This is a genomic window from Hyalangium ruber, from assembly GCF_034259325.1.
Classification (GTDB): Bacteria; Myxococcota; Myxococcia; order Myxococcales; family Myxococcaceae; genus Hyalangium_A; species Hyalangium_A rubrum.
The window spans coordinates 59,983-84,031 of record NZ_JAXIVS010000024.1 but is presented as its reverse complement, the minus strand read 5'-3'; the positions used below and the strand labels follow the sequence as shown (position 1 = coordinate 84,031).

At 67.8% G+C, this 24,049-nt stretch carries 21 protein-coding genes; 8 read left to right on the top strand and 13 right to left on the bottom strand.

The window, feature by feature from the left end:
- Positions 1–40 precede the first annotated feature (40 nt).
- Together SYV04_RS41335 and SYV04_RS41330 are read right to left on the bottom strand one after the other, a co-directional pair.
- Positions 41–2,263: a sensor histidine kinase gene (locus tag SYV04_RS41335; protein WP_321551612.1), complete on the bottom strand. Its 2,223-nt coding sequence runs from the start codon at positions 2,261–2,263 to the stop codon at positions 41–43.
- A 57-nt stretch (positions 2,264–2,320) separates the two neighbouring features.
- A complete protein-coding gene (locus SYV04_RS41330; protein ID WP_321551611.1) occupies positions 2,321–3,508 on the bottom strand; it encodes an alpha/beta hydrolase family protein in 1,188 nt (395 codons plus the stop codon).
- A gap of 174 nt (positions 3,509–3,682) precedes the next feature.
- Between SYV04_RS41330 and SYV04_RS41325 the strand changes: the two genes are divergently transcribed.
- The gene (locus tag SYV04_RS41325) at positions 3,683–4,363 is read left to right on the top strand and encodes a hypothetical protein (protein ID WP_321551610.1); all 681 of its coding nucleotides are present in this window, start codon (positions 3,683–3,685) and stop codon (positions 4,361–4,363) included.
- Here SYV04_RS41325 and SYV04_RS41320 read toward each other — a convergent pair.
- Positions 4,357–5,346 carry a hypothetical protein gene (locus SYV04_RS41320; RefSeq protein ID WP_321551609.1) on the bottom strand — a complete coding sequence of 330 codons (990 nt, stop codon included), beginning with the start codon at positions 5,344–5,346 and terminating at the stop codon, positions 4,357–4,359. The genes SYV04_RS41325 and SYV04_RS41320 overlap by 7 nt on opposite strands.
- Positions 5,347–5,390: 44 nt before the next feature.
- Between SYV04_RS41320 and SYV04_RS41315 the strand changes: the two genes are divergently transcribed.
- Both SYV04_RS41315 and SYV04_RS41310 read left to right on the top strand, forming a co-directional pair.
- A complete protein-coding gene (locus tag SYV04_RS41315) occupies positions 5,391–7,541 on the top strand; it encodes a xanthine dehydrogenase family protein molybdopterin-binding subunit (protein WP_321551608.1) in 2,151 nt (716 codons plus the stop codon).
- Positions 7,542–7,543: 2 nt separating this feature from the next.
- Entirely contained in the window at positions 7,544–8,041 is a 498-nt protein-coding gene (locus SYV04_RS41310; protein ID WP_321551607.1) for a (2Fe-2S)-binding protein, read from the top strand.
- A gap of 11 nt (positions 8,042–8,052) precedes the next feature.
- Here the strand turns inward: SYV04_RS41310 and SYV04_RS41305 are convergent, their stop codons facing one another.
- A complete protein-coding gene (locus SYV04_RS41305) occupies positions 8,053–8,616 on the bottom strand; it encodes an imm11 family protein (protein WP_321551606.1) in 564 nt (187 codons plus the stop codon).
- Positions 8,617–8,625: 9 nt separating this feature from the next.
- Positions 8,626–9,996 carry an AHH domain-containing protein gene (locus SYV04_RS41300; protein WP_321551605.1) on the bottom strand — a complete coding sequence of 457 codons (1,371 nt, stop codon included), beginning with the start codon at positions 9,994–9,996 and terminating at the stop codon, positions 8,626–8,628.
- 227 nt (positions 9,997–10,223) lie between these two features.
- On the opposite strand from SYV04_RS41300, the gene SYV04_RS41295 reads away from it, so the two are divergent.
- Together SYV04_RS41295 and SYV04_RS41290 are read left to right on the top strand one after the other, a co-directional pair.
- Positions 10,224–10,730 carry an RNA polymerase sigma factor gene (locus SYV04_RS41295; RefSeq protein WP_321551604.1) on the top strand — a complete coding sequence of 169 codons (507 nt, stop codon included), beginning with the start codon at positions 10,224–10,226 and terminating at the stop codon, positions 10,728–10,730.
- A 2-nt stretch (positions 10,731–10,732) separates the two neighbouring features.
- On the top strand, positions 10,733–11,410 hold the full coding sequence (locus SYV04_RS41290) for a hypothetical protein (RefSeq protein ID WP_321551603.1): 678 nt from the start codon (positions 10,733–10,735) through the stop codon (positions 11,408–11,410).
- Between the two features lie 4 nt (positions 11,411–11,414).
- On the opposite strand, the gene SYV04_RS41285 is transcribed toward SYV04_RS41290, so the two are convergent.
- From SYV04_RS41285 to SYV04_RS41275, 3 genes are read right to left on the bottom strand one after another with little or no spacing between them, the layout of a single operon-like run.
- The gene (locus SYV04_RS41285) at positions 11,415–12,281 is read right to left on the bottom strand and encodes a fatty acid desaturase family protein (RefSeq protein ID WP_321551602.1); all 867 of its coding nucleotides are present in this window, start codon (positions 12,279–12,281) and stop codon (positions 11,415–11,417) included.
- The gene (locus SYV04_RS41280) at positions 12,278–13,687 is read right to left on the bottom strand and encodes a cytochrome P450 (RefSeq protein ID WP_321551601.1); all 1,410 of its coding nucleotides are present in this window, start codon (positions 13,685–13,687) and stop codon (positions 12,278–12,280) included. Before SYV04_RS41280 ends, SYV04_RS41285 begins: the two co-directional genes overlap by 4 nt.
- 11 nt (positions 13,688–13,698) lie before the next feature.
- The gene (locus tag SYV04_RS41275; RefSeq protein ID WP_321551600.1) at positions 13,699–15,729 is read right to left on the bottom strand and encodes a lipoxygenase family protein; all 2,031 of its coding nucleotides are present in this window, start codon (positions 15,727–15,729) and stop codon (positions 13,699–13,701) included.
- 91 nt (positions 15,730–15,820) lie between these two features.
- Here SYV04_RS41275 and SYV04_RS41270 point away from each other — a divergent pair, with 91 nt between their 5' ends.
- Positions 15,821–17,893, top strand: a complete 2,073-nt coding sequence (locus SYV04_RS41270; RefSeq protein WP_321551599.1) for a lipoxygenase family protein — start codon at positions 15,821–15,823, stop codon at positions 17,891–17,893.
- Between the two features lie 21 nt (positions 17,894–17,914).
- Positions 17,915–19,093 carry an alpha/beta hydrolase gene (locus SYV04_RS41265; protein WP_321551598.1) on the top strand — a complete coding sequence of 393 codons (1,179 nt, stop codon included), beginning with the start codon at positions 17,915–17,917 and terminating at the stop codon, positions 19,091–19,093.
- Positions 19,094–19,099: 6 nt separating this feature from the next.
- On the opposite strand, the gene SYV04_RS41260 is transcribed toward SYV04_RS41265, so the two are convergent.
- The 5 genes from SYV04_RS41260 to SYV04_RS41240 form a co-directional block, all read right to left on the bottom strand.
- Positions 19,100–19,660, bottom strand: a complete 561-nt coding sequence (locus tag SYV04_RS41260) for a DUF2780 domain-containing protein (RefSeq protein WP_321551597.1) — start codon at positions 19,658–19,660, stop codon at positions 19,100–19,102.
- 1 nt (position 19,661) lies between these two features.
- Positions 19,662–20,261: a hypothetical protein gene (locus tag SYV04_RS41255; protein ID WP_321551596.1), complete on the bottom strand. Its 600-nt coding sequence runs from the start codon at positions 20,259–20,261 to the stop codon at positions 19,662–19,664.
- A 93-nt stretch (positions 20,262–20,354) separates the two neighbouring features.
- Positions 20,355–21,095 carry a hypothetical protein gene (locus SYV04_RS41250; protein WP_321551595.1) on the bottom strand — a complete coding sequence of 247 codons (741 nt, stop codon included), beginning with the start codon at positions 21,093–21,095 and terminating at the stop codon, positions 20,355–20,357.
- Positions 21,092–22,438: a hypothetical protein gene (locus tag SYV04_RS41245; protein ID WP_321551594.1), complete on the bottom strand. Its 1,347-nt coding sequence runs from the start codon at positions 22,436–22,438 to the stop codon at positions 21,092–21,094. Before SYV04_RS41245 ends, SYV04_RS41250 begins: the two co-directional genes overlap by 4 nt.
- 42 nt (positions 22,439–22,480) lie before the next feature.
- Positions 22,481–23,068 carry a hypothetical protein gene (locus tag SYV04_RS41240; RefSeq protein WP_321551593.1) on the bottom strand — a complete coding sequence of 196 codons (588 nt, stop codon included), beginning with the start codon at positions 23,066–23,068 and terminating at the stop codon, positions 22,481–22,483.
- Between the two features lie 130 nt (positions 23,069–23,198).
- Between SYV04_RS41240 and SYV04_RS41235 the strand changes: the two genes are divergently transcribed.
- The gene (locus SYV04_RS41235) at positions 23,199–24,014 is read left to right on the top strand and encodes an MlaE family ABC transporter permease (RefSeq protein ID WP_321551592.1); all 816 of its coding nucleotides are present in this window, start codon (positions 23,199–23,201) and stop codon (positions 24,012–24,014) included.
- Positions 24,015–24,049: the final 35 nt, after the last annotated feature.

The following is a 24,049-nucleotide window of genomic DNA, read 5'->3' as shown; positions in this document are numbered from 1 at the left end:
TTGGTTTGCTCTCCCCGTGCGTCAGTCTAACACAAGGAGTTCAGGCGAGCGGAAGGGTGCAGCGGAAGAGGGCGCCACGCTCCGGCCGGCGCTCGCCGTGGAGGCGGCCCTGGTGTACCTCGAGGATGGAGCGGCTGATGGACAAGCCCATGCCCAGGCCCTTGGGCTTGGTGGTGAAGAAGGGCTCGAAGATGCGCGCGAGTACCTCGTCATTCAGTCCCGGGCCCGTGTCCTCCACCACCAGCTCCACCCGGTCTCCCTCCTTGCGGGTGTAGACCCAGACGTTCCGCTCTCCGGGCAAGCATGAGCCCGTCGCGTCCATCGCGTTGACGATCAAGTTGAGCATGACCTGCTGGAGCTGAACGTCGTCTCCCCAGACGGGGAGGGGGGCTTCGGCCAGCCTCAGCGTGAGGTGGACTCCGCGAAGCTGTGCGTCATTGCTCACCAGGCGCGACACTTGACGCACCAGCTCGTTGAAGTCGTGGCGGGCGTACGGAGTCTCGCCCTTCTTCAACAGCGTCCGCATGTGGTGGATGACTTCTCCTGCCCGCTTGTTGTCGGAGACGATGTCCTCGAGCATCTCGTGCAGCAGGGAAAGGTTCGTGGGCGAGCGCTGCAGCAGGCGCTGAGCCATCTCCGCGTTGGTGAGGATGGCCGCCAGGGGCTGGTTCAGCTCATGGGCGATGGAGACGCCCAGCTCCCCCACGGCGGCCACGCGCTCCAGGTGGGCGCGCTCGTCCCGGGCCTTGCGAGCCTCCTGCTCGGCGCGTCTGCGGGGAGTGACGTCCACCAGGGAGACGACGGCCCCTCCCTCGGGCAGCCGCAGCCGCCGGGCACGCAGCTCGAACCAGGTGTCCGCTTCGAACCCACGGAACTCCGCCAGGGCCTCATGGCTGCGGCCCGAGAGCACGTCCTCGAGCCGCGTGGCCACCATTGCCGCCTCGGAGTGGCCCGAGCGCGCCGCCTCACGGAAGGTCTCCAGGTATGAGCCTCCGGAAGAGAGGAGGGGGGCCGCGAGGGGTTCTCCCAAGCCCTCGAGCTGACTCGAGGCCTGCGTGGTCCGCCGCACCACCCCGTGCCTGTCGAGAATGGCCACGGCGCCTGGCAACGAATCCAGCACGGCCAGGTTCAGCACCTGGGCGCCCATGCGGCGCCGGCGCTCCAGCAGCAGCACGATGATGAGCGCCGCTTTCAGCAGGCTGGCCACCAGGATCGCAGACACCTGCCAGCGGTAACGCTCCCAGAGGCCCGGTTCGCGAAACCGCACCACGCTGCCGGGGGGCAGCCTGCTGTCGGGAATGCTCCAGCGCTTCAGCTCCCGGTCATCGAAGGCGAGCAGGTTGGTGTCCAGGGCACCCTGGGGCAGGTTCGAGACGGGCTCGCCCTTCAGCACCCGCAGGGTGCGCCGCGCCACCTGCTGGCCGATCAGCTCGTAGTCCAGCAGCACGCCCCCGACGATGCCCTCGCCCAGCATCGTCTTGTGGACGCTGAAGAGGGGAGGGCTGCCCTGGGCATGCAGCAACCGCAGCACGTCGCGTGAGACGAGGCTCCGCTGCTTCGCGTCCTGCATGAAGCCCACCATCATGACCACGCTGTCCTCGGGCAACGTGCGCACCTGCTGCTGCAACTCCTCCAGCGTCAGCCCAGAGAGGGAGATGAGCTCGCGGTCCGGTGCGGCGGAGCGGATCTCCTGCTCCACGAAGAGCCGGGCGTCCAGCTCCCGCTGGCTGGAGCCCAGGACGAGGGCGACATGGCGTGTGTCCGGTAGGAGTCGCAGTGCCACCTGCGTGGCGCCGGGGACGTCGAGGTCCGCCCAGTTGGCTCGGATGAAGGGGCTCTGGGGAAGCTCCTTGGCCAGGAAGTCATCATTGAGAACGGCGAGGAGCGGCACCTGCGGCCACAGCTCCTGCTGGAGCTTGACCACGAAGGGGGTGGCATCCGCGAAGACGACGATGGCCTCGGGCCGCCGTGCCCGGTGCTTGGCGACATAGAAGTCGCGCAGCGCGCGTGCGTACTCGGGGCTCTCGAACCAGGCCATGTCGAGGTATTCGATGTTGACCGTGACGGGTTCCTGCCGCTCACGCTCGACCGTCTGCCGGAAGCTGCGGGTGAACGAGGCGATGGACGGAACCGTGGAGTCCTCGGGGACGAAGATCAGCACCGTCTTCGCCTGGGGGGACTGCGCGAACGAAGGGGCCGCCAGCAACAAGAGCAGGAGTCTCAGGGCACGCATGCCGAAGGGAATGATACTCGCTGAGGGCATGGCTTGGTGAGAGGGATCCCGCCTCCGCGCAAAGGAGCGGAGGCGGGGGCTGGAGCTTTATTCGACCTTCGGGAGGAATCCGGCGAGCCAGTCCGTCACCTCGTCCGAGTCCGTGTCGATCAGGCCAAAGTGGAATCCGAGCTCTTCGGGATCGTGGGTCGGCGCGACCCTGAGATACGGCCGATACAGCACGTTTTCTTTTCCGTTCGTTGTCTTGAGTTGTTGCTCGAGGATGCTCGTGAGGGCGGCGTTCACGCGCTTGTCCGCGATGGCCTGAGAGATTCGGATCGGCACCTTGATGACGAGGTTCGGGTGCATGGCCTCGAACTGCTTGTACAGGGCATCCTTGCTCGCGCTCGCCTCCGGCCGGAGGAGGTTGGTCCCCGCCAGCCCGCCCCAGGAGTCTGTCTGGCTCAGCTCGACACGGGCCCGCTTCTCGACATGGGCGAAGCGCTCGAGGGCATCGGGCGTCAGCACCTCTTCCAGTTTGATGCTCGGGTCTCCCGCGAGGGCTCCGGTGATGAAGAGGGCAACGAAGGCGTTGCCGCCCTCGGGTTCTGTCTCCACGCAGGCGAGATCGACGAGGGCTCCGACCGCCGAGGCAGGGGCCAGCGCCGCCACGGCGCGCAGGGTGAGCTCGGGTGTCCAGTCCGGGGCGTAGTGGGCGCCGAACAGCGCCGCTTGACCGCCCTGGGAGTGACCGACGATGGCGAACTGGTCGGAGAGCTCCGGGTGGAGCTGGCGCGCGGCGAGCACGATGTCGAGGATGCCGCGGGCCTCGGATTTGCCAAGCAGGTAGGGGTGCGGGCCCTCCGTGCCGAGCCCCTCGTAGTCGGTCATGAGCACGGCCCAGCCCCGATCCAGGAACTTGTTGAGCAGGATATGAGGGAAGGCATTGTAGGGGTGCGCCGCGGCGCCCTGGACGTCGCGGGAAGGCGCGGCGGTGTCAGCGCTGCCCACGGTGCCGTGCGCCCAGCTGATGACCGGGTAGCCATTGGTGGGGGCGGCCTTCTTGGGCAGGGCGATGATGCCAGAGACAGCGATGGGCTTTCCGTGAACGCTCTCCGAGACATACACCACGAGTTCGTTCACCCGGGCGGAGGAGAGGGCGGCCAGGCTGTCTTTGTCCAGCGGGCGAGACCAGATCACGTCTCCATGCTTCTTGCCCTCGAGCATGGACGCGGGCGGGTGATAACAGTCCGGGCTCGCGGGGGCTTGCGGCAGTGTGGTTGTAGGCTCGGTCATGGTTGCCTCAATCCCTTTCATGAGGTGAACACCGCGGGTGAATTCAATGCAGGCACTGTCTTTTACGAGTCGTCCAGCACTCTCGCCAATAGGCACTTTGTTGAATTGACGTGCTCAGTAAGGAAGTAGGCTAGGCTGGGGGCCGAAGAACGCTCATCCCAAGGAGTCCCCGGCATGGCCGATGGCTTCGAGACACCCAAAGGCCCACGCCCTGCGAGCCCCGCGTCGCAACCCCTCGTCCAGATCGAGGCCGCCCTTCGTCGGACCGGAGTGCCCGATGCGAAACGCGCGCGCATCGCCGCGCACCTCAAGAGCCTGAGCGGTGCCGACCTTCAGCGTGAGCTCCTCCTGCTTCAGCACGTGCTGGAGAGCCCCAACGCGAAGCAGGCCGTCGACACCTATGCTCGCGTGCTCGACATGTCCCAGGAGAGCCCTCGGGCCACCCAGCGGCTGCCTCCGGAGATCCGTCATGCGTTGACCAAGGGCGTGGCGGATCCGCGCGCCACGACGCTCACAGGGCACGAGGGCATCCTGGTGCCAGCTCAGGCGGAGCTGGCCGCTCAGACGCTGACGCACATGCCGCAGGCGCAGTTCGAGCAGGCGAAGACCCTGCTGTCCCGGGCAGGGCAGGGAGGCGCGCATGGGCTCAACGAGGCTCGGGCGGATGCCGGGGCCGAGCGCGCCTACATCCTCAAGTTCATCGCCCAGCGCAGCGAGCGGCTGCGCGCCACCCCCGAGGACGCGAACGCCAAGGGCTCGGACACCGAGGCCAGCCGGGCGATGGATGAAATCTCCGGCATTGCCGATGACATGCGCGCCATGAGCCGCACCCAGCTCATCCGGTTGAATCAGTAGCCCAGGTAGACGAAGCGCACGGAGGAGGTCTTGTCGCCGAAGCCCACCGAGTGGAGGTTCAAGGAGCCCGAGCCGTTCAGCTCCTTGTAGCTGCCGCCGTACGAGTCGTTCTCGTAGAGGCGGACGCGCCAGCCGAAGGGCAGGCACCAGCGCACCGACGACGTCTTGTCGCCGAAGCCCTCCACGTTCCGGAAGTCGTTGTAGCGCTCGAGCGAGACGTCCCGGTAGTCGATCATCAGCCCGCGATCGCTGAAGTCCGAGTCGTCATAGAGCTCGACGAAGGCCTCATTGATCGAGCTGCCGCAACTGGGGTTGGGGAAGATGGAGCGGAACTCCATCATCTTCACCGAGGCGCCCGGTCCGTCGTTGTCGTGCTCCGTCCCATAGACCAGGAGCTGGCCGGAGGGGTCCACGTACACGCCGCCCGCGGCGTCCAGGTTGCAGTGGGTGTTCTGGCCCGAGCTGCCCCCCGGCGAGGGGTAGCTGCAGAAGAGGTGCTTCTTGGCCACCTTGGTGATGACCATCTGGCCGGACTCGTCGGTGAGCCGGTACAGGTCGATCCAGTCCTGGCTGGTGGCCGAGTTGCGGTGCGTCCCCGCCAGGAAGAGCGAGCCGTCGCACTGCGTGATCAGGTTGAGGTTCTGGTAGTTGCCGAACTCCCAGTCACCGATCGTGGAGCGCAGCTCGCCCTCGTTCCACAGGTCCACCGGGTCGAAGCTCGTCGTGGACTGGGTGAGATCTCCGGAGCTGGAGCGATAGAACTCCAGGTTGTTGGCATCGGTCTGTCCGAGGATGAGCAGGAACGCGCCGTCCGAGAGCTTCGCCAGCGAGGCCGTCCCCGCCGCCGCCGTGTTCCCCATGCGTCTCGGGGGCAGGAGAACGGGGGTTCCGGGGTTGCTCATGTCGTAGAAGACGACCTGACCGTTCTGCCCGGTGCTGCTGGTCTCCAGCGAGACGGCGAGGATGTTCCCCGCGGCCTGCATTCCTCCGGAGTGCGTATAGGAGAGGTACCCGGGCAGCCCCCCGGATGGCTGACTCGCTGAAACCGGATACAGCCGCTTCGGGGGGACTCGACCGCCGCCGCTTCCTCACGTGGGTCGTGGCTTCGCCCACGTTGGTGGTCGCGGCGCGATTGGGGCTCGACGTTCCTTCCGCGGAGGCGGCGACGTCGTCCGAGGAGAGGGCGTTCAACCTCTACATCGCCCTCCAAAGTGATGGTCGGGTCCTCACCACCTTGCCTCGCACCGAGATGGGTCAGGGCATCACCACGGGTGTGGCCATGCTCGTCGCCGAGGAGCTCGACACGGACCTCGGCTCGGTGGACGTGCGCCCCGCCGATGCGGATTCGCGCTGGCTCATCCAGCTCACCGGGCTGTCGTCGACGATGCGCTACCTGGCTGGCCCGCTGCGTGCCGCTGCCGCGGAGGCCCGTGCGCGGCTGGTCACCGCCGCCGCGCACCGCTGGCGCGTGCTGGCGCTCACCCTGACCACCGCCAACGGCGAGGTGATCGCTCCCGATGGTCGCCGTGCCAGCTATGGGGAGCTGGCGGAGGAAGCCGCGCGCGTGTTGCTTCCCGAGGTGCTTCCGCTGCCGAAGGATCCGAGCGAGTACACGGTGGTCGGGCAGCCCACGGGCCGCCTCGATGCCCGGGACATCGTCACCGGCGCGGCGAACTACACCCTGGATCTCGACATCCCCGGCGCGGTGCCGGTGGTGTTGGCGCGGCCTCCCACGATTCGGGGATCGGTCCAGTCCTTCGATGCCTCGGCGGCGCTGGCGATGCCGGGCGTGCTGGGGGTGGCGCCCCTGCCCACGGGCATCGCGGTGGCCGCACAGAACTTCGCGCAGGCCTTCGCGGCTCGCGAGGCCTTGCAGATCTCCTGGGCGCCGGGCCCCGCCAGCCATCTGTCCGACGTGGACATCCGGGCTCAGCTGCGTGAGGCCATTGGCTCCAGGCCGCTGCCTCCACTACTCACGGTCAAGACGCTGGAAGGGCGCTTCGACTTCCCCTATCTCGCCCACGCTCCCATGGAGACGCAGAGCTGCGTCGCCAGCGTGGTGGGAGACCGCGCGGAGGTCTGGTCGGGGGCCCAGGATCCGAAGTTCGCACAGCGTGAGGTGGCCGCGGCGCTCGGGTGGGCGCTCACTCCGCAGCGGGTCAAGGTGCATGTCGTTCGCGCGGGGGGTGGGTTCGGCCGCAGGTTCTTCCCCGAGGCCGCGGTGGAAGCCGCTCTCGCCTCGCGAGCGCTCGGGCGGCCGGTGAAGCTGATGTGGACGCGCAACGATGACATGCGCCATGGGCGCTACCGGCCCGCCAGCCACCACCGGATCCTCGCCTATGTCGGCCTGGGGGGATTGATCCTGGGCTGGCATCACCGCGCCGCCATCCCCACCGTGGAGTTCCCGCACGGCTTTGGCGATCTCGTCACCGCGATGGCGGGGAAGTACCTGCCCGATGTGACCAGCGCGGTGTTCTTCGCGATCACGCAGCATGTACCGTACCTGTTCGGCCTCGTGTCGCAGGAGTTGCGCGAGGTGCCGCTTCCGATTCCCACCGCCTCTTTCCGGTCCGTGTTCACCAGTCAGGTGGGCGTGGCCAATGAGATCTTCGTCGACCAATTGGCCCGGGAGCTCCACCGCGATCCGGTCGAGCTGAGGCGGTCCCTGCTCACGTCGAACCGGCTCAAGGCGGTCCTGAACAAGGTCGTGCTCGAGGGGCAGTGGGGCAGGGCGCTGCCGCCCGGTGTCGCTCAGGGAGTCGCCGTCCTGGAGGAATGGGACAGCGCCATCGCCCACCTCGTCGAGGTGGATGTCACCGGAGAGGTTCCCCAGGTGCTGCGCGTCGTCATCGCGGCGGATGTCGGCCTGCCGATCAACCCCAAGAGCGTCGAGGCCCAGCTCCAAGGCGCCGCCGTGGACGCGATGTCCACCACCCTGAGCGCGGGAATCCACATCGACTCGGGGGCTGTGCGCGAGGGCAGCTTCGCCGACTACCGGTGGCTGCGGATGAAGCACACTCCCAAGACGATCGAGGTACACCTCGTCCGGTCGGATGACCGCGTCGGTGGCGTGGGGGAACTCGGTTACCCCAGCGCGGCTGCGGCGCTGGCCAACGCCATCGCCCGTGCGCGAGGCATCATGCCCACCCGCTTCCCGATCCTCGACGGAGGAGCCTGACCATGCCGGCCTATCAATTCACCCTCAATGGTCAGACGGTGTCGGTGGAGGCGCCCGGGGATCTGCCTCTGCTGTGGGTGCTGCGCGACATCCTGGGAGTGACGGGGCCCAAATATGGCTGTGGGGTAGGGGTGTGCGGCGCCTGCACCAGCCACCTCGATGGCGAGGCCTTCCGCCCCTGCATCCAGCCCGTGAACGGCGTGGTGGGTCACCAGGTGACCACCATCGAGGGACTGGGCGGCGAGGGGCTGCACCCGGTGCAGCAGGCTTGGATCACCGAGGATGTGGCCCAGTGCGGCTTCTGCCAACCGGGACAGATCATGGCCGCGGTCGCGCTGCTTCGGACCCACCCGAATCCGTCCGACGCGGACATCGACGCGGCCATGAGCGAGAACGTCTGCCGGTGCGGCACCTATGTCCGCATCCGGTCCGCCATCAAGCGGGCTGCCCTGCTGCTCCGGAGCGGAGCGGGCGCCACGACCGGAACGGCAACCCCCTGACAGCCTTCAGGCTATACCTGCTCGAACTTCACCCCGGTGGCGCTAATGGCCTCTAGCGCCTCCTTGATGTCCCGAGAGACGATAAGAGCAACCTCCCAGCCCTCGGGGCGGAACACCTTGGCGGGCCCGACCTTCGCCTCGTCAATGTGCAGGTCATCCACGGCGTAGTACTTGCCGACCATGTCGGGGAGCCCGTCTTCGGGCTTCCAGCGCTGCACCTTGGAAGCTTTCTCGTCGATACAGCGGATCGATCGCGTGGCCACGAGGACCAAGTACTGATCCGGCTGGCCCTCGACGTCCACAGGGAGGAGCTGCACGTCCGAGGAAGCTCGCTCTGTGAACACGGACGCTGCCTTGACGTGGACAACGGGGACCATCACCCCTGCCTCCGAGAAGTCGAGCGAACTGCCTGCATGCTCAAGGGGTATACGCAATCGACCCTTGGACTTCACGGCTGCTCCTTTCGTGAAGTCCCAGCAGTCCACCTTGTGTCCTTGCCCATCGAGAGGTGTAGCGAGGTGCCACCGGCGCGGGACGTAGACATCGTCAACGAGTCTGTAGAAGCGCCGCGACATGAGTCCCCTCTATCGTGGATTGCCCTGGGTGACGAGTTGGTTGAGTTCTGTCCCTGGCGTGCCGATCTCCTGCGCCAGTCTCTCGAGCGTCTGCGTCAGCTTCGCACGACACTCCGTGATGCTTCGGCAAGTGGCCGTCGCCCTGACGACACGGTCATACACGATTCGATGGTACCGCTCAGGGTGTGGCCCTTTGTGTCCCTGAACGGGCAGCCTGTTCGCTGGGTCGTTCAGCTTCATTCCCGCTTTGGCGAAAAGCTCCCGGAACCTGGGAGTCCACGGACCACCCCGCGAGGCAGACTTGTCGTTGCAGATGGTCGCGATGTGGTGCGTTTCGATGCAGGTGTCATTGCCCCGACCCGCCCCTGCCGCCATGGCCACCACGCCCGGTGGCAAGGTCATGCTGAAGCCCTCGGCCGTCACTGCCACCTCCTCCACCATCCCGGCCGCGGATAGCGAGAAGCCTGCCTGCGCTTCGGCCTGTGTGGCCACCTGTGCCGAGCCGGGCAGCGTCTGCACCTTCCCCGCGAATCCCTGAGCTGTCTGGCCGATGGCGGCTACCGCGAGCATGGCAAGAACCCGCGCTGCATCGCGTCCGATCCGCTTGCCGTACCTCTCGCCTGCCGCGCGGAGCTCCTCGAAGGTGGTGGCGGACGTCACCTCTTGCGCCAATTCGAGCCAGCCCGTCACGAGGTTGTAGAGCGTCTCGATCCCCACCCAGAAAATCAGGACCACGGCCAGACTGGCCGCCAGCCCCTTGGTCACCGGCTCTGGTATCGCGAGCAGAACCAGCAGGGTCATGATCATCCATAGCGCCGCACTCATGATCGCTTGGAAGCTGACCATCTCCCCCAGCGCGGCCTGCATTTCGGAGATGACGGGGCTCTTACTGAGGGCCAGTGCCAGGACATAACGGCCTTGCAGGTCCAAGTAGCGCCCACCTACCAGTGCGCCCCCGAGACAGTCTCCCACGAAGCCATGTGCGCGAGAGCACCAGCCCCTGTAGTCATCCGCCAGCTTCTCTTCCTCCGCGGTCAGCGCCCCTTCCAGCGAAGCCCCCCCTCCCATGGGGACCAGCTTCCTGTCTCGGGGCAGATAGAGGAAATCGCCGCTCAGCGTATCGAGGCTGAGCGTGTCCAACAGGAACGTCCTGCGCACGGTTTCTCGAGCAGTACCGAGCAGACGCACCTGTCGAGCCACGCCTCGAAAAGCAGGAGCGAACTCATCTGCTTCCAACTTCACCGGCGCTGCCTGGTTGGAGCGGGGAATGCGGATGACGATGCTTCCACCCTTGCCCGTGTCCGAGTGAACGATTCTCGAAGTACCATTGCACCCGACCACCAGTGCCATCAGCAGCGCGGTTGCTCGCGGTAGCAGCATGGGTCACCCCTCCTCGTGAGAGGGGCACAGGTTAAATTCGGGGAGAGCCTCCCGTGAACCAAGGACCCGAGGAGGGAGTCCATCCTCCGGGCGCTCGGTACGCTGCCCCCTCTGGCCAAGGGAAGCGAAGAAAAAAACACCCCGTGTGATATCCGTCGACCTGCCGCGAATAACGGGGTGAGAGCTACCCAGGCGCCGAAAGCGCTGGAGGCACCCACGGGATCGCGATGGCCGAACTGGACCCACAAGAACGCTTCCTCGCCCTCGTAGAGGACCACCGACGGATCCTTTACAAGGTGGCGAGAGCCTACGGCCGCACGGCCTCCGACCAGGATGACCTGGTGCAGGAGACCATCGTCCAGTTGTGGAAGTCATTCCCTCGCTACGACGCGCGGTACCCGTTCTCGACCTGGATGTACCGCATCGCCCTCAACGTGGCGATCTCCTTCCAGCGCCGCGAGAGCACTCGGCACCAGCACCTCACCGCCGCTGGCGACGAGGTGCTCCAGGTCGTCGGCGAGGCGGGCTCGGAGCCGACGGAAGAGATCGAGCTCCTCTACCGCTCCATTGCCCAACTCGATGACCTGAACAAGGCCCTGGCGATGCTCTACCTGGACGGCCACAGCCACGCCGAGATCGCCGAGGTGCTCGGCATCAGCACCACCAATGTGGCCACCCGGATTGGACGCCTGAAAGAGCGGCTCCGGGACCACCTACGCGACATGGAGGCTTGACCATGGAACTCGATGAGCTTCGGCAGCGTTGGGCTGCGCAGGATCGACGGTTGGATGAGGTGCTCCGCCTCAATCGGCGGCGGCTGCGCACCCTGGATCTCGACAAGACGAAGTCCGCGATGCAGCGCGTACGGGCGATGATCGCCATCCGGCTGGTCATCGACGGGGTGGCCGTGGTGGCCATGGGCGCGTTCATCGCCGCGCACCTCTCCGAGTTCCGCTTCCTCGTCCCAGCCCTCTCCCTGCACCTCGTGGTCCTGGGCGTGCTCATCTCGACGATCCGGGAATGGGTGATGGCCAGTGCCATCGACTACGACGCCCCGGTGATCGAGATCCAGCGCCGCTTGGAGTCTCTGCGCGTGGCCAGGATCCGGACCACGCAGGCGGTGATGCTGCTCGCTCCACTTCTCTGGACACCGCTCTTGATCGTCGGCCTGCGGGTGCTGCCGGGGTTGGATGCGTACGCGCTGCTGGGTGCCAAGTACCTGCTCGCCAACCTGCTGTTCGGGCTGGCGTTCATTCCCGCCATGGTGTGGGCCTGCCGGCGGTTCGCGGACCGCCTCGACCGGGCTCCGTGGGTACGGAGCCTCGCTCGGGACGTCGCCGGCCCGAGCCTCACCGCGGCGCTGGATCAGCTCGCTCGAATCTCTGCCTTCGAGCACGAGGAGCGCGGCACCTGAGCGCTCAGGTGCGCGCGGTGCGGCCGTACTGGGCAAGCGCCTCGACTTCCGAGGGGCTCAGTTCCACCTTCGCCCCCGAGCCGAACCACACGAACGGAATGCCCGCCTGCCGGTAGAGGGTGGGGGGAATGTCCTTCGCCATCTGCGCGTGCAGTTCGGGCAGCTGCGACCAGTGCAGGCCGTGCTTCGCGTGGTGCGCGGCGTGGTAGCCGAGGTTGCCCGTCATCAGGTTGTAGCCCCGATGAACGATGTTGTACGAGGCATGGCTGTGCTCCGTCGTCTCGAGCCCCGTGTGGTGGAAGTAGGTGGCCCAGACCGTCACGTACAACGACACGCACATGGGCAGCAGGAAGACGCAGAGCGCGTTGTACCAGTTGTGCCAGAACAGCAGGCCCAGCAGCGCCACCTGCAGCACGCCCATCACCAGGAAGGTTCGCAGCGCTCGCGGGTGCTGCAGCCCTACCTTGAACGCCCGGGGGTAGGCCACCAGGGCATTGAAGAACGAATACTCCAGCTCTCCCATGGTCGTGCCATCCCGGCGCTTCCAGCGTGACTCGTCCTTCTCCTGGTCCAGGTAGTTGCGGTGGTGGCCGACCACGTGGTGCAGGAACCACGCGTGCGAGGTCACTCCCGTCAGGAAGCCGAACACCACCTCGAGCAGGCGGTTGGGCAGGGTGTGCCGGAACATCGGCACGTGCTGGTGGTGGTGGTTCCACGCGCAGATCCAGCCCTTGGGAATCACCCCCAGGCCCAGCCACAGGATCGGGAACCACCAGTTGGTGGCCGTGAAGTACACCGTCAGGTCCAACGCGAACATGCACGCGAACAGCAGAACGGGGATGCGGTCTCTAGGGTGTCGAAACAGGGTCATGCGGATTCCACGAGGGAGGTGGGACGGGAGGCGACGCGAGGGACGAGCTTGCCAGTAACGCCTTTCGGGAGGACCACCCCGAAGAAGAAGCCCTCCTCGAAGGGCTCTGTCGAGTCTACGTGGACCTTCACGCGAGCGGCGATTGTCGCGAGCGCCGTCTGCAGGACGGCCACCGCGAAGGCGCCACCCACGCATGCTCGGGGTCCACGCCCGAATGGGAAGAAGTGACCGCTCCCTAGCGGGTCGCGCGCCACGCCGCCGTCCAGCCACCGGGAGGGATCGAAGGTGTCCGCGTCACGCCAGTAGGAGGGATCGCGGTGCAGGTGCTGGTTCGAGATCATGATCAGCGAACCCGCGGGCAGGGTAACGCCGGCGAGCTTCGCGTCGGCCACCGGCGTACGGGTGAAGATGCGCACCGCCGGCAGGAGCCTCATCGACTCATACGCGATGGCCTCGATCCAGTGCGCGCCGCGCAGCCTCTCCAGGGTCAGCCTGGCCTCGGCCAGCGTGGCGGCCTCGGCAGCGAGGCGCTCCTCGGCGGCAGCGTGCTTCTGGAGTTGGTGGAACGCCCCGACCAGGGTGGTGCTCGTGGAGAAGACACCGCCGAAGTAGAGCGCTCCGAGGATGTGCGCCAGCGCCAGGTCATCGAGCTGGGGCATCTCGCGCAGCATCCGCGACAGCAGGTCCACCGCGCTCGGGTTGCGTGCTTGGCGTGCCGCGCGGGCCCGTTCGGCGAAGTACCCGTAGAAGCGGGCCCGGGCGGCCTCGAAGCCCTTGGGCGGAGAGACGAACTTCAAGGGGAGCTTCGCCTGGATTCGCGCGTCCGCCGCTTGGGCGAGCAGCATGAAGTCCACGAACACCGGCTCCGGGAGCTTCTCTCCGACCGCCGCGACGGTGAACGCGTCGGCGGTCATCCGGCGCAGCGCGGGGGTGAGATCGATCGACGCTTGCCCGATGAGGGACTCCACGGCCTCCGCGATCGACACCTGCATCGGGCCCACCTGGGCGGCCAGCCAGTCCTCGTACCACGGCTGCTCGAAGGGGTCGGCCCTGCGCTTCTCCGCCCAGTCCTCGTTCAGCTTGGCGATGAAGAGTGTGTCGTGCGGGACGCTCGGCCGGATCTGATCGCTGATCGCGCCCTTCTCGAACTCCATCCGGCGGGAGTCGAGCACCTGCTCGATGAGCGCCGGATCGTTGAGCACCAGTGCCGGGCTGGGGCCCATCCAGATCAAGGTGATTCCGCCGTACTCGCGGCCATAACGCGCGCAGACGTCCCAGGGCGAGGCCCCGATGAAGTCGCCGACGGTGCCGAGAATGCCGGGCTGTGGCCCCGGGAGGGACTCCAGGCCTTTGCGCCTGGAGCCGAAGAGCAGGTTGAACACGCTGCGAGAGAGCAGGTTCGGCACGGGTGGGCGCCTCAGATGGTGATCCCGCAGGGGATCTTGTCAGCCTGCAGGACGGTGTAGGGCGCATCGCTCTTGGCGTTGCGCGCCTTCACCGCGGCAAGCTGGGCGCGCAGGCGCTCGTGGAACCGCTCGCGGATCGCTACCAGCTCGGGCTCCTGGAAGTACTCCTCGCGCCATCCGCCCTCGTGGAGCAGGAACTCCTCGTCCTCACCGAAGCTGGAGAGCGCGCGACCGATGGCGACCTGCCAGAGCGTCTGGGACTTGGATGGGATCATCTCGGCGATGTCGTTCGGGCCGAGCACTCCCTTCGTCCTCGGCGGCGGCTGGCGCATGCACAGCGGCGCGTTCGGCACGAAGGCGTAGTGCTCGTATTGGAGGTAGTTCACCGCCGCGTGCTGAACGCTGACCGTGAAGATCACCGTGGCGAGCATGTCGACGAGGTCCGCCACGCGCGTGAGCTGCGTGCAGGGGAGCTTCTCGACGGGCAGCCCTCGCTCGGTCAGATCCGCCCACCAAGCCTGCATCTCGGGGTCGTTCACGAGGTCGGCATCGGACTTGTAGAAGTGCCGGAGCACATCGCCGACGTACTCCTCGATCGCATCCCACAGCGGCAGCGCGTCGTCCCGGTAGGGGTAGTGGGGGAGGACCGCCGGATCGAGGACACCTCGGCGCTCGATGTCCGGCCGTGGCTTGTTGTCCGCCAGCTTCCAGCGCACGAAGCCCTTCTTGCCCAGCTGCAGGTGGCCCTTGTCAGGACCTCCCGTGGCGATGAAGGCATCGAACACGCCGCCCTCGGCGAGCAGGCCCTGGCGCGCTCCCTCGTTGATCGCCAGCGTGTAGCGGAAGTGGCGCCGCATCAGCTTGTAGACAGGGTGCGGGTCCGGGAGGTTGCGCATCGTCGCCATGACGAACGGCTCCGCCACGAAGTGCGTCCGCAGCGCGTGCCCGACCATCTGGTGGGTGTTGCCCTCGCTGCAGCGCACGTAGATCTTCGCGGCGAGCCAGTCGTGCTCGGCGTCATTTGGCGTGAACACCGGATCCTGCGCGGGATCGCGGCCGAGCTGGATCGCGATCGGCCGGAGCTGCCGGGTGTCGTCGAGATACAGGAGGCATCGGGAGGCCGGCGCCCAGCGCTGCTCCTCGACACCGTCCTTGTTGACGTGCCGGTACATCGCGATGTCTTCCAGGATCTCGAAGTCCAGCAGGAAGACCCGCTTCGCCGCCAGGGCCTGCTCCAGCGAGGTGCCCGGAGAGAGGAGGCCTCGCAGCTCGCTGTCGGTGAGCGGCAGCCCTTCGGGCAGGGCGGTGATGGACTGGATGTGGACCGGGCTGATGCCCTGCACGGCCTGGCGCGCGAACTCGTAGTCGTCCTGCCACCGCTGGGCGATCCGGGGCAGCTCGATGCGCTTGAAGACATCGAAGATGTCCACCAGCCCGTTCCAGGCGTTGGCCAGCACGGGCATGTGCAGCTTGATCGCCGCCATCGTCTTGGCGAAGACGGCCTCGTAGCTACCGTCGGTCAGCCCCCGGTAGCGCTCATCCTTCGGGAGCGGCCGCTCCTTGCTGATGTCGAGCGCGCCGGGAAGCTGGGCGGTCGCCTCGGCGGGGCGCCAGACATACAGCGCCTTGCGGCTCTCGAGCTGCTCGCCACGGGCGGATGCCTCACGCTCGTTGCGCGCGTGCTGCGGGAGCCGCGCCGTGCCTTCGAGGACCTCGGCCGTTGAGCCGCTCACGACCCAGCGGAAGTAGGGGAAGTACCAGCGCTTCTCTCCCGCGGTGACGTGGACGGAGTCGAGCAGCCAGTCGCCCGCCAGGCCTCCCCCCGCGTTGGTGAACCGAAGCAGGAGCAGCTCGCCGAGATCGCGCGTCTGGATGTCGTAGACGCCCTCCGACCCGGCCTCGAAGTCATTGTGGAAGCGCTTGTCCAGCTTGTACTTCTCGCTCTCGCCCTTCGTCCCGACCATGCTGACGCCGATCTCGGCGTTCGTCCCCGAGCCGAGCTTGGCGCTCGTGCGGATCGTGAGCTTGTAGGTGACGGTCATGGAATCCCCAATGGGCGGCTATTCCAGACCATGGATTGACCGGAATGCAACACTACTGGGCACTTCGACTCTCTGATACCTTCCTTTTGGCATGAGCCCCGCCTCTCGCGGCCCGCTGCGCCGCCTGCTGTCCTTTCTGGGTGTCAGGACCCGAGACGGCGAGTCAAACCTCCTCGAACCCTCCGAACTGGCCCGGTGGTACGCGAGCCTGGGTCCCGAAGAGCGCGCCGCGGTCAGCCGCGAGCTGGCTCCGCGCGTGCGGCCTCGGCCCACCCGGGACCTCGCCACGCTCCCCGCCGTCGCCACCGGGCGCCTCGTCTTCGAGCAGGACGGCCCCCAGGGCCCCATTCCGCTGCACCACCTGAAGGTCGAGCTGTGGGACCGGGACCCTGGTGCTCCGGACGACTTCCTGGGCGAGGGCTTCACGGACGCCGAGGGGCACTTCGCCATCCGCTACGATCCCGCGGATGCGGGGAGCGGGGACCTGCCGGATCTGGAGCTCCTCTTCTTCGAGCCCCAGCACACCTTCCGCAAGGATGGGCGGGTGGTGGAGAGCTGGCGGCGCATCGGCTCGCAGCGGGGACCGGACGATCACGGCGGGCTCCATTACGACTTCGGCACGCTCCGGCTGCCCTACTGGGAATACGATCCGAGCACGCCCCTGGCCCGGCTGCTCGTCAACGAGGAGGGCACCCCTCCGACGGCCTATGCCCCGGGGCGCTCCCTGGCGATGTTGAAGGCCGTCAATCCCATCGAGCTCGTCAAGCGCCAGCACCTCCTCCAGATCCGCCTGGGGCGGGTTCCCAGCATGGAGAAGCTGCAGGCCGACTATCCCGAGTCGATGACCGTCCGCATGGAGCGGCAGGAGCCGGGCTCCTCCCGCAGTGATGCCTTCTTCGGCGAACGCCTGCTCAACGGCATGTTCGCGACGATCCTGGACCGGGACCCCGAGGTCCCCGGCGATCCGAACGCCTTCCGGCTCTACTTCCCGTGGAACGCCTATGAACAGGACGGCATCCACTGCCTGCCCGACGTCGACGTGCGGCTGCGGCTGGTGGAGGGCCGGGTGCTGCCCGTGCGCATCATCCTGGGGCTGCGGGAGCCCGGGGCGACGGCGCCTGGATCGCCGATCACCCGCAGGACCTTCACACCCGAGGATGGCCCGGACTGGGAGGCCGCCAAGCGCATCGCCCGGGTGAGCGCGACGCTGGACACCGAGCTGGGCAACCACCTCGGGCAGTGTCACTTCAACGTCGAGCAGTACGCCGTCGCCGCGCACCGGAACCTGCGATGGAACCCCGTTCGCTGGCTGCTCCTGCCCCACCTGCGGGAGGTGGTGCTCATCAATCAGTCCGCCAACAGCTTCCTGATCGGCCCGAGCGGCTACGTCACCCGCGCCAGCGCGTTGACCGAGAAGGGGGTCGAGGAGCGGCTGCAGCACCTGATGGGCAGCTACGACTGGCGGGGGTTCTCACCCGCGACGCCGGTGTGCGAAGGGCACCGCTACGCTCACGCCGCGCAGCTGTTCTGGAAGCTGCTCGGCGAGCACGTCGACGCCTTCTTCGCCGAGCACGGCAACGCGGTGGTGGCGCAGTGGAAGGAGGTTCGCCGCTTCTCGGAGGATCTCGTGGCCCACTCGGTGCCCGCCTTCGTGTGCCGCTACCTGCGGGCGCGGGTGGCGGGGAAGGACGCGCCGTGGTTCGTGCGCTCCGAGCGCATGAACCTGGACGAGAAGGCCGCTCAGCCGCCGCCCCGGGCCGTGAGCGCGGTGACCCAGACCGACGCCCCCCAGCCCGGCGAGCTGGAGGCGCTCAAGCAGCTCTGCCGCTACGTCATCTACTTCGCGACCTTCCGGCACGCCTGGGCCAACAACCTCCAATGGGACGACGCCGGCGAGGTTCAGTACGCCTGCCTGGGGCTGCGCTGGGGCAAGGACGGGCGCCTGCCGTCCGAGGACGATCTGGACACCGCTCCGCCTCCGGACCAGGCCACCGAGATGCTGTGGATCTCCTGGATGCTGTCCAAGACCAACTACGGCTTCCTCCTGACCAACGAGGAGGATGACGTACACCCGAGGCTGGTGGAGATGCTGCGCGCCCACGCTACCGAGTTCTCAGCGCTGGGCATGGACATCCGAACGGTCAGCTCGCGCATCAACATCTAGGTTCTGCTGGGAGTCCCTTTCGTGGAACTGCTCGACATCCTGCGTCTGATTCTCTCCAGCCTGTTGTTCGGGCTGGGACTGCTCGGGTTCTTCAAGGCCCCCGTGGGCTCCCTCTGGAAGCCCGCGGTGGCCGCGACCGAGTGGGGGCACGTCCTGGCCGTCTTTCCGCTCCTCTTGTTGCTGCTGCCGGGCGGCGTGGGCCTGGGCTCCCAGATCGCCTGGGGGCTGGCCGCGCTGGCCGCGCTCCTCCTGCTCTCCTCGCTGGGTCGAGCCCTCGGCTACGTGAAGGGACTGGAGGCGCGCTTCGCGCAGACCTTCGGCCCCGTCCTGCCGCAGGGGCGCCCAGGTGCTCCGGCTCGGACCTCGCCCCTCGTTTTGGGTGATCTGCTCTCGGTCTCCACCCCCAAGGTGGTGCCCACCCGGCACACCTACCGGGAAGTCGATGGCCATGTGCTGCAGCTCGATCTGTACCGGAGCCCGGATGCGCCCCGGCCCCTGCCGCTCGTGGTGGTGGTTCACGGAGGCTCCTGGAACAGTGGGGACAGCACCCAGCTCGACTGGCTGAACAGCTATCTCGCCGCCCGGGGCGTCGCCGTCGCGGCGATCAACTACCGGCTCGCGCCCCGGCACACCTTCCCCAGCCAGCGAGACGACGTGCTCGCGGCCCTGGCCTGGCTGCGGGAGAACGCCTCCCAGCTGGAGCTCGACGCCTCGCGCATCGCCTTCCTCGGGCGCTCCGCGGGAGGCCAGCTGGCCCTGCTCGCCGCCTATACCGCCCGCGATCCCGCGATCCGCGCCGTCGTCGCGCTGTATGCGCCCACCGATATGAACTGGGGCTGGGCCAACCCCACCAACCCCAGGGTGATGGACAGCCCGAAGACGCTACGCGAGTACCTCGGAGGAACGCCCGCCCAGGTCCAGGAGCACTTCGACGCGGCTTCGCCCATCGACTTCGTGATTCCCAGCTCGCCTCCCACGCTGTTGGTCCATGGGACCCGGGACGAGCTGGTCTTCGCCGAGCAGAGCCGACGTCTCGCCCGGCGCCTGAACGAGGCCAAGGTGCCCCACCTGGAACTCGAGCTGCCCTGGGCCACCCACGGCTGCGACGCGAACCCCGCGGGCCCGGGTGGGCAGATCACCACCTGGGCCGTGGAGCGCTTCCTGACCGCCGCCTTTCAGCGCGGCAGCGAGAGCCGGTGAAGGAGCTCAGCCCAGCAGTCCGCCGAGCGCGCCGCCGAGCCCACCTCCACCCGGTCCACCCGAGCCGCCGCCAGCCAGCATCGGCACCACGGAGAGGATCTTGCTCACCAGCCCTGGATCGAGCCGCGACTTGAGGAAGTCGAGGACGAGCGGGGCCACCAGCATGGCCTTGCTCGAGTCGATGTTGAACCGCTGGGCCAGCGACACGAGCGCCGCCACGTCACCAGCCTGGGACGCGGCCCCGCCGAGCGCGCCCAGCATCCCGCCCAGGCCGCCGCCTTGCGAGCTCCCACCGCCCAGCATCCCGCCGAGCGCGCCCAACATCCCGCCGCCCGTGTCCGACGCGGGCGCCGCCGCCTGAGCCGCCTGCTGCCAGCCCTGCAGTTCGGGCACCGCACGACCCACCTGGCTCGCGGCGTCCTCTCCGAGCTTCTCCTTCACGGTGCCCTGGACCAGGCCCAGCACGGAGCCAGCGAGCCCCTGCGCTTGCTGCGGATTGACTCCGAGGTGCTGCGTGAGCTGCCCAATCAAGTCCATGTGGTGGTCTCCCAGCAGGTGGCGGTACACGTCACGGCCTCGAGTCGAGGCGGAACTCGTTCGACTTAACCACCCGACCCGTACAGTCCTCCACCTCGATGAGGACGTTGTTGCCCGCAGCGTCATCCATCGTGACTTCCTGCACGAGCACCCCTTCCACGAAGGGCGCGCTCAAAGCCGGCTCGATGCGGGCCCGGTTGGAGCGCAGCTTCACCCGGCTCTGGAAGAGCTTCGCGTCCGGCCCTGTCACCCGGATCGTCAGCGTGAAGGGCACCTGGCGCACCTGATCCAGCACGTATTCGATCTGGAACCCCTCGAGCACCAGCGGCCGGGTCACCTCGAAGGCCGCCGGGCGCACCAGTTGCTGGCCATCCGCGAGCGTCACGCGCACGTCCTGGACCCCCACGGGCAGCCCCGCGGGCACCTCGGTGAGGAGCCGCCGTCCCTGGTCCTCCATCCGGAGGATGGAGAAGCTCCGGTCCGCGATGCCCAGCGCTCCCAGCGAGAGCAGCTCCACCGAGTCCTTGGCGTAGTCCAGCTTCAGCGGCAGCGCGCCGTTCAGCTCGACCGCCAGCGCGACGCACTCACTGGTCGAGATGCGCTGAGGCGTCACGGACGCGATGGAAGGCATCGGTGGCTCGGAGGAGCCACAGGCACACAGCACCAGGCCAAGCAGGGAGGTCCATCGATTCACGAGGGACAGCATAACCGGAGCAGTGCCCGCTCAGTGCGGTCGCACCCGGAAGGAGTTCGACAGTCCCCGATTGCCCAGCGAGTCCTCGATCATGAGGTAGATGTTGGGACCTGGGTGGTGCAGGGAGATCTCCTCCACGAGGACGCCGGTGTCGAAGCGCCCCGGCCTGCCGGATTCCACTCTTCCCCGGTTGGCGCGCAAGGACAGCTCGCCCTGGTAGGTATTCGCGCCCGGCCCCAGGGCCCGCACGGTGACCCGGAACGGAACTCCCCGGACCTGATCCCGGATGGGGTCGATCTGGAAGCCGGTCAGGCCTCCCCGGACGATGCCTCCGCCAGGATGGGGCGGGTGACGTGGATCCTTGCCACCGCCACCGGGCGGGTCCGAGAGCGTGGACGCGGGCACGACGGAGAAGGCGGCTCCGCGCACGGCCTCGCGGCCATCCGTCATCGCCACGCCGATGTCATAGGCGCCCAGGGGGAGCCCCTCGGGCAATGGCGCCACCAGTGTGCCATCGGGATCGGCGAAGGCGATCTCGGTCGGCACCCCGGCGACGCGCAGCTTCAGCTCGAGCTGAGCCGGATCCACGCTCTCGTTCCCATAGTCCACCGAGACGGGCAGCACCGCGTCCACCCGGACCACGAGCACCGCGGGGCCGCCCTCGACGATCTGCTCGGGCTCCACGGAGAGGATCGACGGCACTGGCAGCGGAGCGGGCTCGCAGCCTCCCAGCAGGAGCAGGGTGAGCAGTACGCCGGTGACGCGGTTCATGGTTCGTACCTCACACCGAGGGTTGCGCCCACGCCGCCCAGCTGTGCATCGAGGCGCGAAGTGTGGGCGGGGCCATACTCCGCACGCAGTTCCACCAGGCCGCTCACGCGCCCGAAGCGGTACGCCCCTTGCGCGGAGAGGAAGGCCATGAGGCCCAGCCTGCTCTCATCGAAGCCGGGCTGAAAGTCACTGGAGACCACGTGCTGGAAGGGCATCACGCCCAGGCCCGTACGGCCATACAGCGTGAAGGCCGAGCGCTCCAGGACGGCCATCCGCGCCGAGGCCAGCACCGGCCCCGCGAGCACGCGTGAGTGCAACGTCCCGTAGCCTTCGATCCGCGCCTCGAGCGCGGCACGGCGCAGGCCGACCTCCAGCTCCGCCGCGAGCCGGCCGTTCCAGACGGGCAGGGCATAGGACACGCCCAGGGCCGCCGAGGGCCCTCGATTGGCGCCTCCCGCGAAGAAGCCCCCGGCCAGCAGGTGGACGGCGAGTCCCCGGCGAACGGGAGCGGCTTGCGCCACGGTAGGCGCTGGCACTTCCACCGGTTCGCCCGGAATGACGGAGGCCTGCGCTCGAGCGCTGTCCGCGGCGTCCCGGCGCTTCACCTCCACGGAGACGCTTTCCGCATCCTGGAGCGGGCTCACCCGGTACCTGCCGGGAGCACCCGGCTCGGGAGCCACGCGCGCCCCCTCGACGGTGAGCTGCAGCGCCGAAGCCTCCACGCTGCCTTCGCCCGCCACCACCAGCCATCCACCCGAACGGGGCAGGGGCTCCTGCGGGAACACGGCCACCAGCGGCTTGTGGGGTGGCACTTCCAGCGGCACGCGGCGATCCGTCTTCAGTGCTCCCCGCGTGGCCAGCACGCGCGCGTCCTTCACTCCGGGGGGCACCTCCACGGGCACCTTCGCCTTGCCGCGGCGATCGGCCTTCACGGGCCCGAACTGCGCCTCGGCGATCTCGATCACCACCTCCGCGCCGGGATCCGTGGTGATGGGCAGCGTGGTGCGCCCCAGCAGCGGGACACGGACGACGGCCACCTCGGGAGTCCCGCTGCGCCCCTCCTCCCAGAAGACCAGGATGGCGGCCAGCGGGTAGCGGACCTCCGGCGGCGTCCACTGGAACACCCGCACCGGGCCCGACTCCACCACCGGCTGCGCGAAGCTCCCCGAGGAAGCGGCGGCCCGCACCGGCCCGGCTCCCGCCGGCACCCGGACCTCCAGCCGCACCCCCACATCCCGGCCGAGCACCACCCGCGCCGGCTCTGCTCGAACCTCCGGCGCCACCGCCACCGCGACGCGGGGCAGGGTGAGGACAGCCAGGGAAAGCAGGAGCACCGCGCGCATGGAGAAATCCCCGGCGCAGTTCACCGCTCCCTGGGCTTCAGGTCAATCCTCGGCTGGCACGGAAGGAGCCGAAGCCTCCGGCGGCGCGGCCTCCGCGCCCTCTGTGGGCGAAGGTGCGACCGGCTTGTCCGCAGGCCCCGACTGCCGCGCGCTGGGCGGCTGGAAGGCGGGGCGCTCGGCGGGAGCGCCTCCGCGGCCGTGGACCAGCGTCTTCGTCTCCGACTTGAAGGCGATGTCCACCTTGTCGCCTCGAACCACGGTCACCAGCCCCAACCCGAAGGTGGGATGCTGAATGACCTGGTCCACCTTATAGGTGTCCTTGGGGCTGTACTTGGGGGCGTTGGCGATGTCCTTGCCGGCCAGCTGCTCCTCGAAGGAGATGACGACCTTCTCGGGCTTCTCGGCCCGGGGAGTGCTGGAGCGCGAGCTGCTGCTGGCGCGCGACGTGGTGGAGGCGGAGGGACGATCGGTCGTTCCCGGGGCGCTGCGGTAGGCGTGGTCACCTCCGCAGGTGTTGCAGCGCACCCGAGCGATTTTGGTGCCCACCATCGCGAGGATGGTATGCGCCAGGGAGAGCTTGCAGCGGGTGCAGAGCGCGTCGACCTCGCCGCCAACCTTCTGAGTAGCCATCGTGAAAGTCCTGCTGTCGTGAAAAGAAAAACGGGGCGCGCAAGATAGCGATCCACCCCGAGACGTACAACCCAATGAAGGCCGGCACTTGTGCCCGGGCCTCGGGCACGTAGAGTAGGTCCTACCCGCCATGGCCACTGAGAACGCAGACCAACCCCCCAAGGAGCCAAGCCTCCTCCAGCAGTCGGTGGAGAACTTCGGAAAGGGCGCCGTAGCCGCCATCAGCGATGTGGGGGGCGTGGCCTACCTGGGCTTCCAGGTTTTCCGTTGGACGTTCCGGCGGCCTTTCCGGCTGCAGAACTTCTTCGCGCAGCTGGACTTCGTGGGGGTGGGCTCCATCTTCATCGTGGGGCTGACGGGCATGTTCACCGGCATGGTGATGGCCCACCAGTCGGCGCGCGCCTTCGAGCTGTTCGACGCCGAGAGCATGGTGGGCCCCACGGTGGCGCTCACCCTCACGCGCGAGCTGGCCCCGGTGTTCTCCGCCCTCATGGTGACCATGCGAGCAGGCTCCTCCATGTGTACGGAGCTGGGCACCATGCGCGTCACCGAGCAGGTGGACGCCCTGGAGACCATGGCCGTCAACCCCATCCAGTACCTGCTGGTGCCTCGGGTGCTCTCGAGCCTCATCATGGTGCCGGCGCTCACCATGCTCTTCAACACCGCGGGCATGGGCGGCTCGTACATGGTGTCCGTCATCCTCAAGGGCATCTCCGCCGGCACCTTCCTCAACCGCACCCAGCAGTGGCTCGACCCCATCGATCTCTATGAGGGCCTCATCAAGGCGGCCGTCTTCGGCCTCTCGGTGTCGCTGGTGTGCTGCTACAAGGGCTTCAACGCCTCGGGCGGCGCCAAGGGCGTGGGTCAGGCCACCACCCAGGCCATGGTGGCCAGCGCCCTGTCCATCTTCATCCTCGACTTCGTCGTCGGCGTGATGCTGCACTGATTCATGAGCGCCGCCCCCGCTACCTCTCCCGCCGA

Excerpts from the sequence above, each read along its gene's own strand:
- SYV04_RS41330 (WP_321551611.1), bottom strand. The coding sequence starts at position 3,508 with ATGACCGAGCCTACAACCACACTGCCGCAAGCCCCCGCGAGCCCGGAC.
- SYV04_RS41290 (WP_321551603.1), top strand. The coding sequence starts at position 10,733 with ATGGAACTCGATGAGCTTCGGCAGCGTTGGGCTGCGCAGGATCGACGG.
- SYV04_RS41250 (WP_321551595.1), bottom strand. The coding sequence starts at position 21,095 with ATGAACCGCGTCACCGGCGTACTGCTCACCCTGCTCCTGCTGGGAGGC.
- SYV04_RS41325 (WP_321551610.1), top strand. The coding sequence starts at position 3,683 with ATGGCCGATGGCTTCGAGACACCCAAAGGCCCACGCCCTGCGAGCCCC.
- SYV04_RS41300 (WP_321551605.1), bottom strand. The coding sequence starts at position 9,996 with ATGCTGCTACCGCGAGCAACCGCGCTGCTGATGGCACTGGTGGTCGGG.
- SYV04_RS41270 (WP_321551599.1), top strand. The coding sequence starts at position 15,821 with ATGAGCCCCGCCTCTCGCGGCCCGCTGCGCCGCCTGCTGTCCTTTCTG.
- SYV04_RS41305 (WP_321551606.1), bottom strand. The coding sequence starts at position 8,616 with ATGTCGCGGCGCTTCTACAGACTCGTTGACGATGTCTACGTCCCGCGC.
- SYV04_RS41295 (WP_321551604.1), top strand. The coding sequence starts at position 10,224 with ATGGCCGAACTGGACCCACAAGAACGCTTCCTCGCCCTCGTAGAGGAC.
- SYV04_RS41235 (WP_321551592.1), top strand. The coding sequence starts at position 23,199 with ATGGCCACTGAGAACGCAGACCAACCCCCCAAGGAGCCAAGCCTCCTC.
- SYV04_RS41240 (WP_321551593.1), bottom strand. The coding sequence starts at position 23,068 with ATGGCTACTCAGAAGGTTGGCGGCGAGGTCGACGCGCTCTGCACCCGC.
- SYV04_RS41275 (WP_321551600.1), bottom strand. The coding sequence starts at position 15,729 with ATGACCGTCACCTACAAGCTCACGATCCGCACGAGCGCCAAGCTCGGC.
- SYV04_RS41245 (WP_321551594.1), bottom strand. The coding sequence starts at position 22,438 with ATGCGCGCGGTGCTCCTGCTTTCCCTGGCTGTCCTCACCCTGCCCCGC.
- SYV04_RS41285 (WP_321551602.1), bottom strand. The coding sequence starts at position 12,281 with ATGACCCTGTTTCGACACCCTAGAGACCGCATCCCCGTTCTGCTGTTC.
- SYV04_RS41335 (WP_321551612.1), bottom strand. The coding sequence starts at position 2,263 with ATGCCCTCAGCGAGTATCATTCCCTTCGGCATGCGTGCCCTGAGACTC.
- SYV04_RS41315 (WP_321551608.1), top strand. The coding sequence starts at position 5,391 with ATGGCTGACTCGCTGAAACCGGATACAGCCGCTTCGGGGGGACTCGAC.
- SYV04_RS41310 (WP_321551607.1), top strand. The coding sequence starts at position 7,544 with ATGCCGGCCTATCAATTCACCCTCAATGGTCAGACGGTGTCGGTGGAG.
- SYV04_RS41255 (WP_321551596.1), bottom strand. The coding sequence starts at position 20,261 with ATGCCTTCCATCGCGTCCGTGACGCCTCAGCGCATCTCGACCAGTGAG.
- SYV04_RS41320 (WP_321551609.1), bottom strand. The coding sequence starts at position 5,346 with ATGCAGGCCGCGGGGAACATCCTCGCCGTCTCGCTGGAGACCAGCAGC.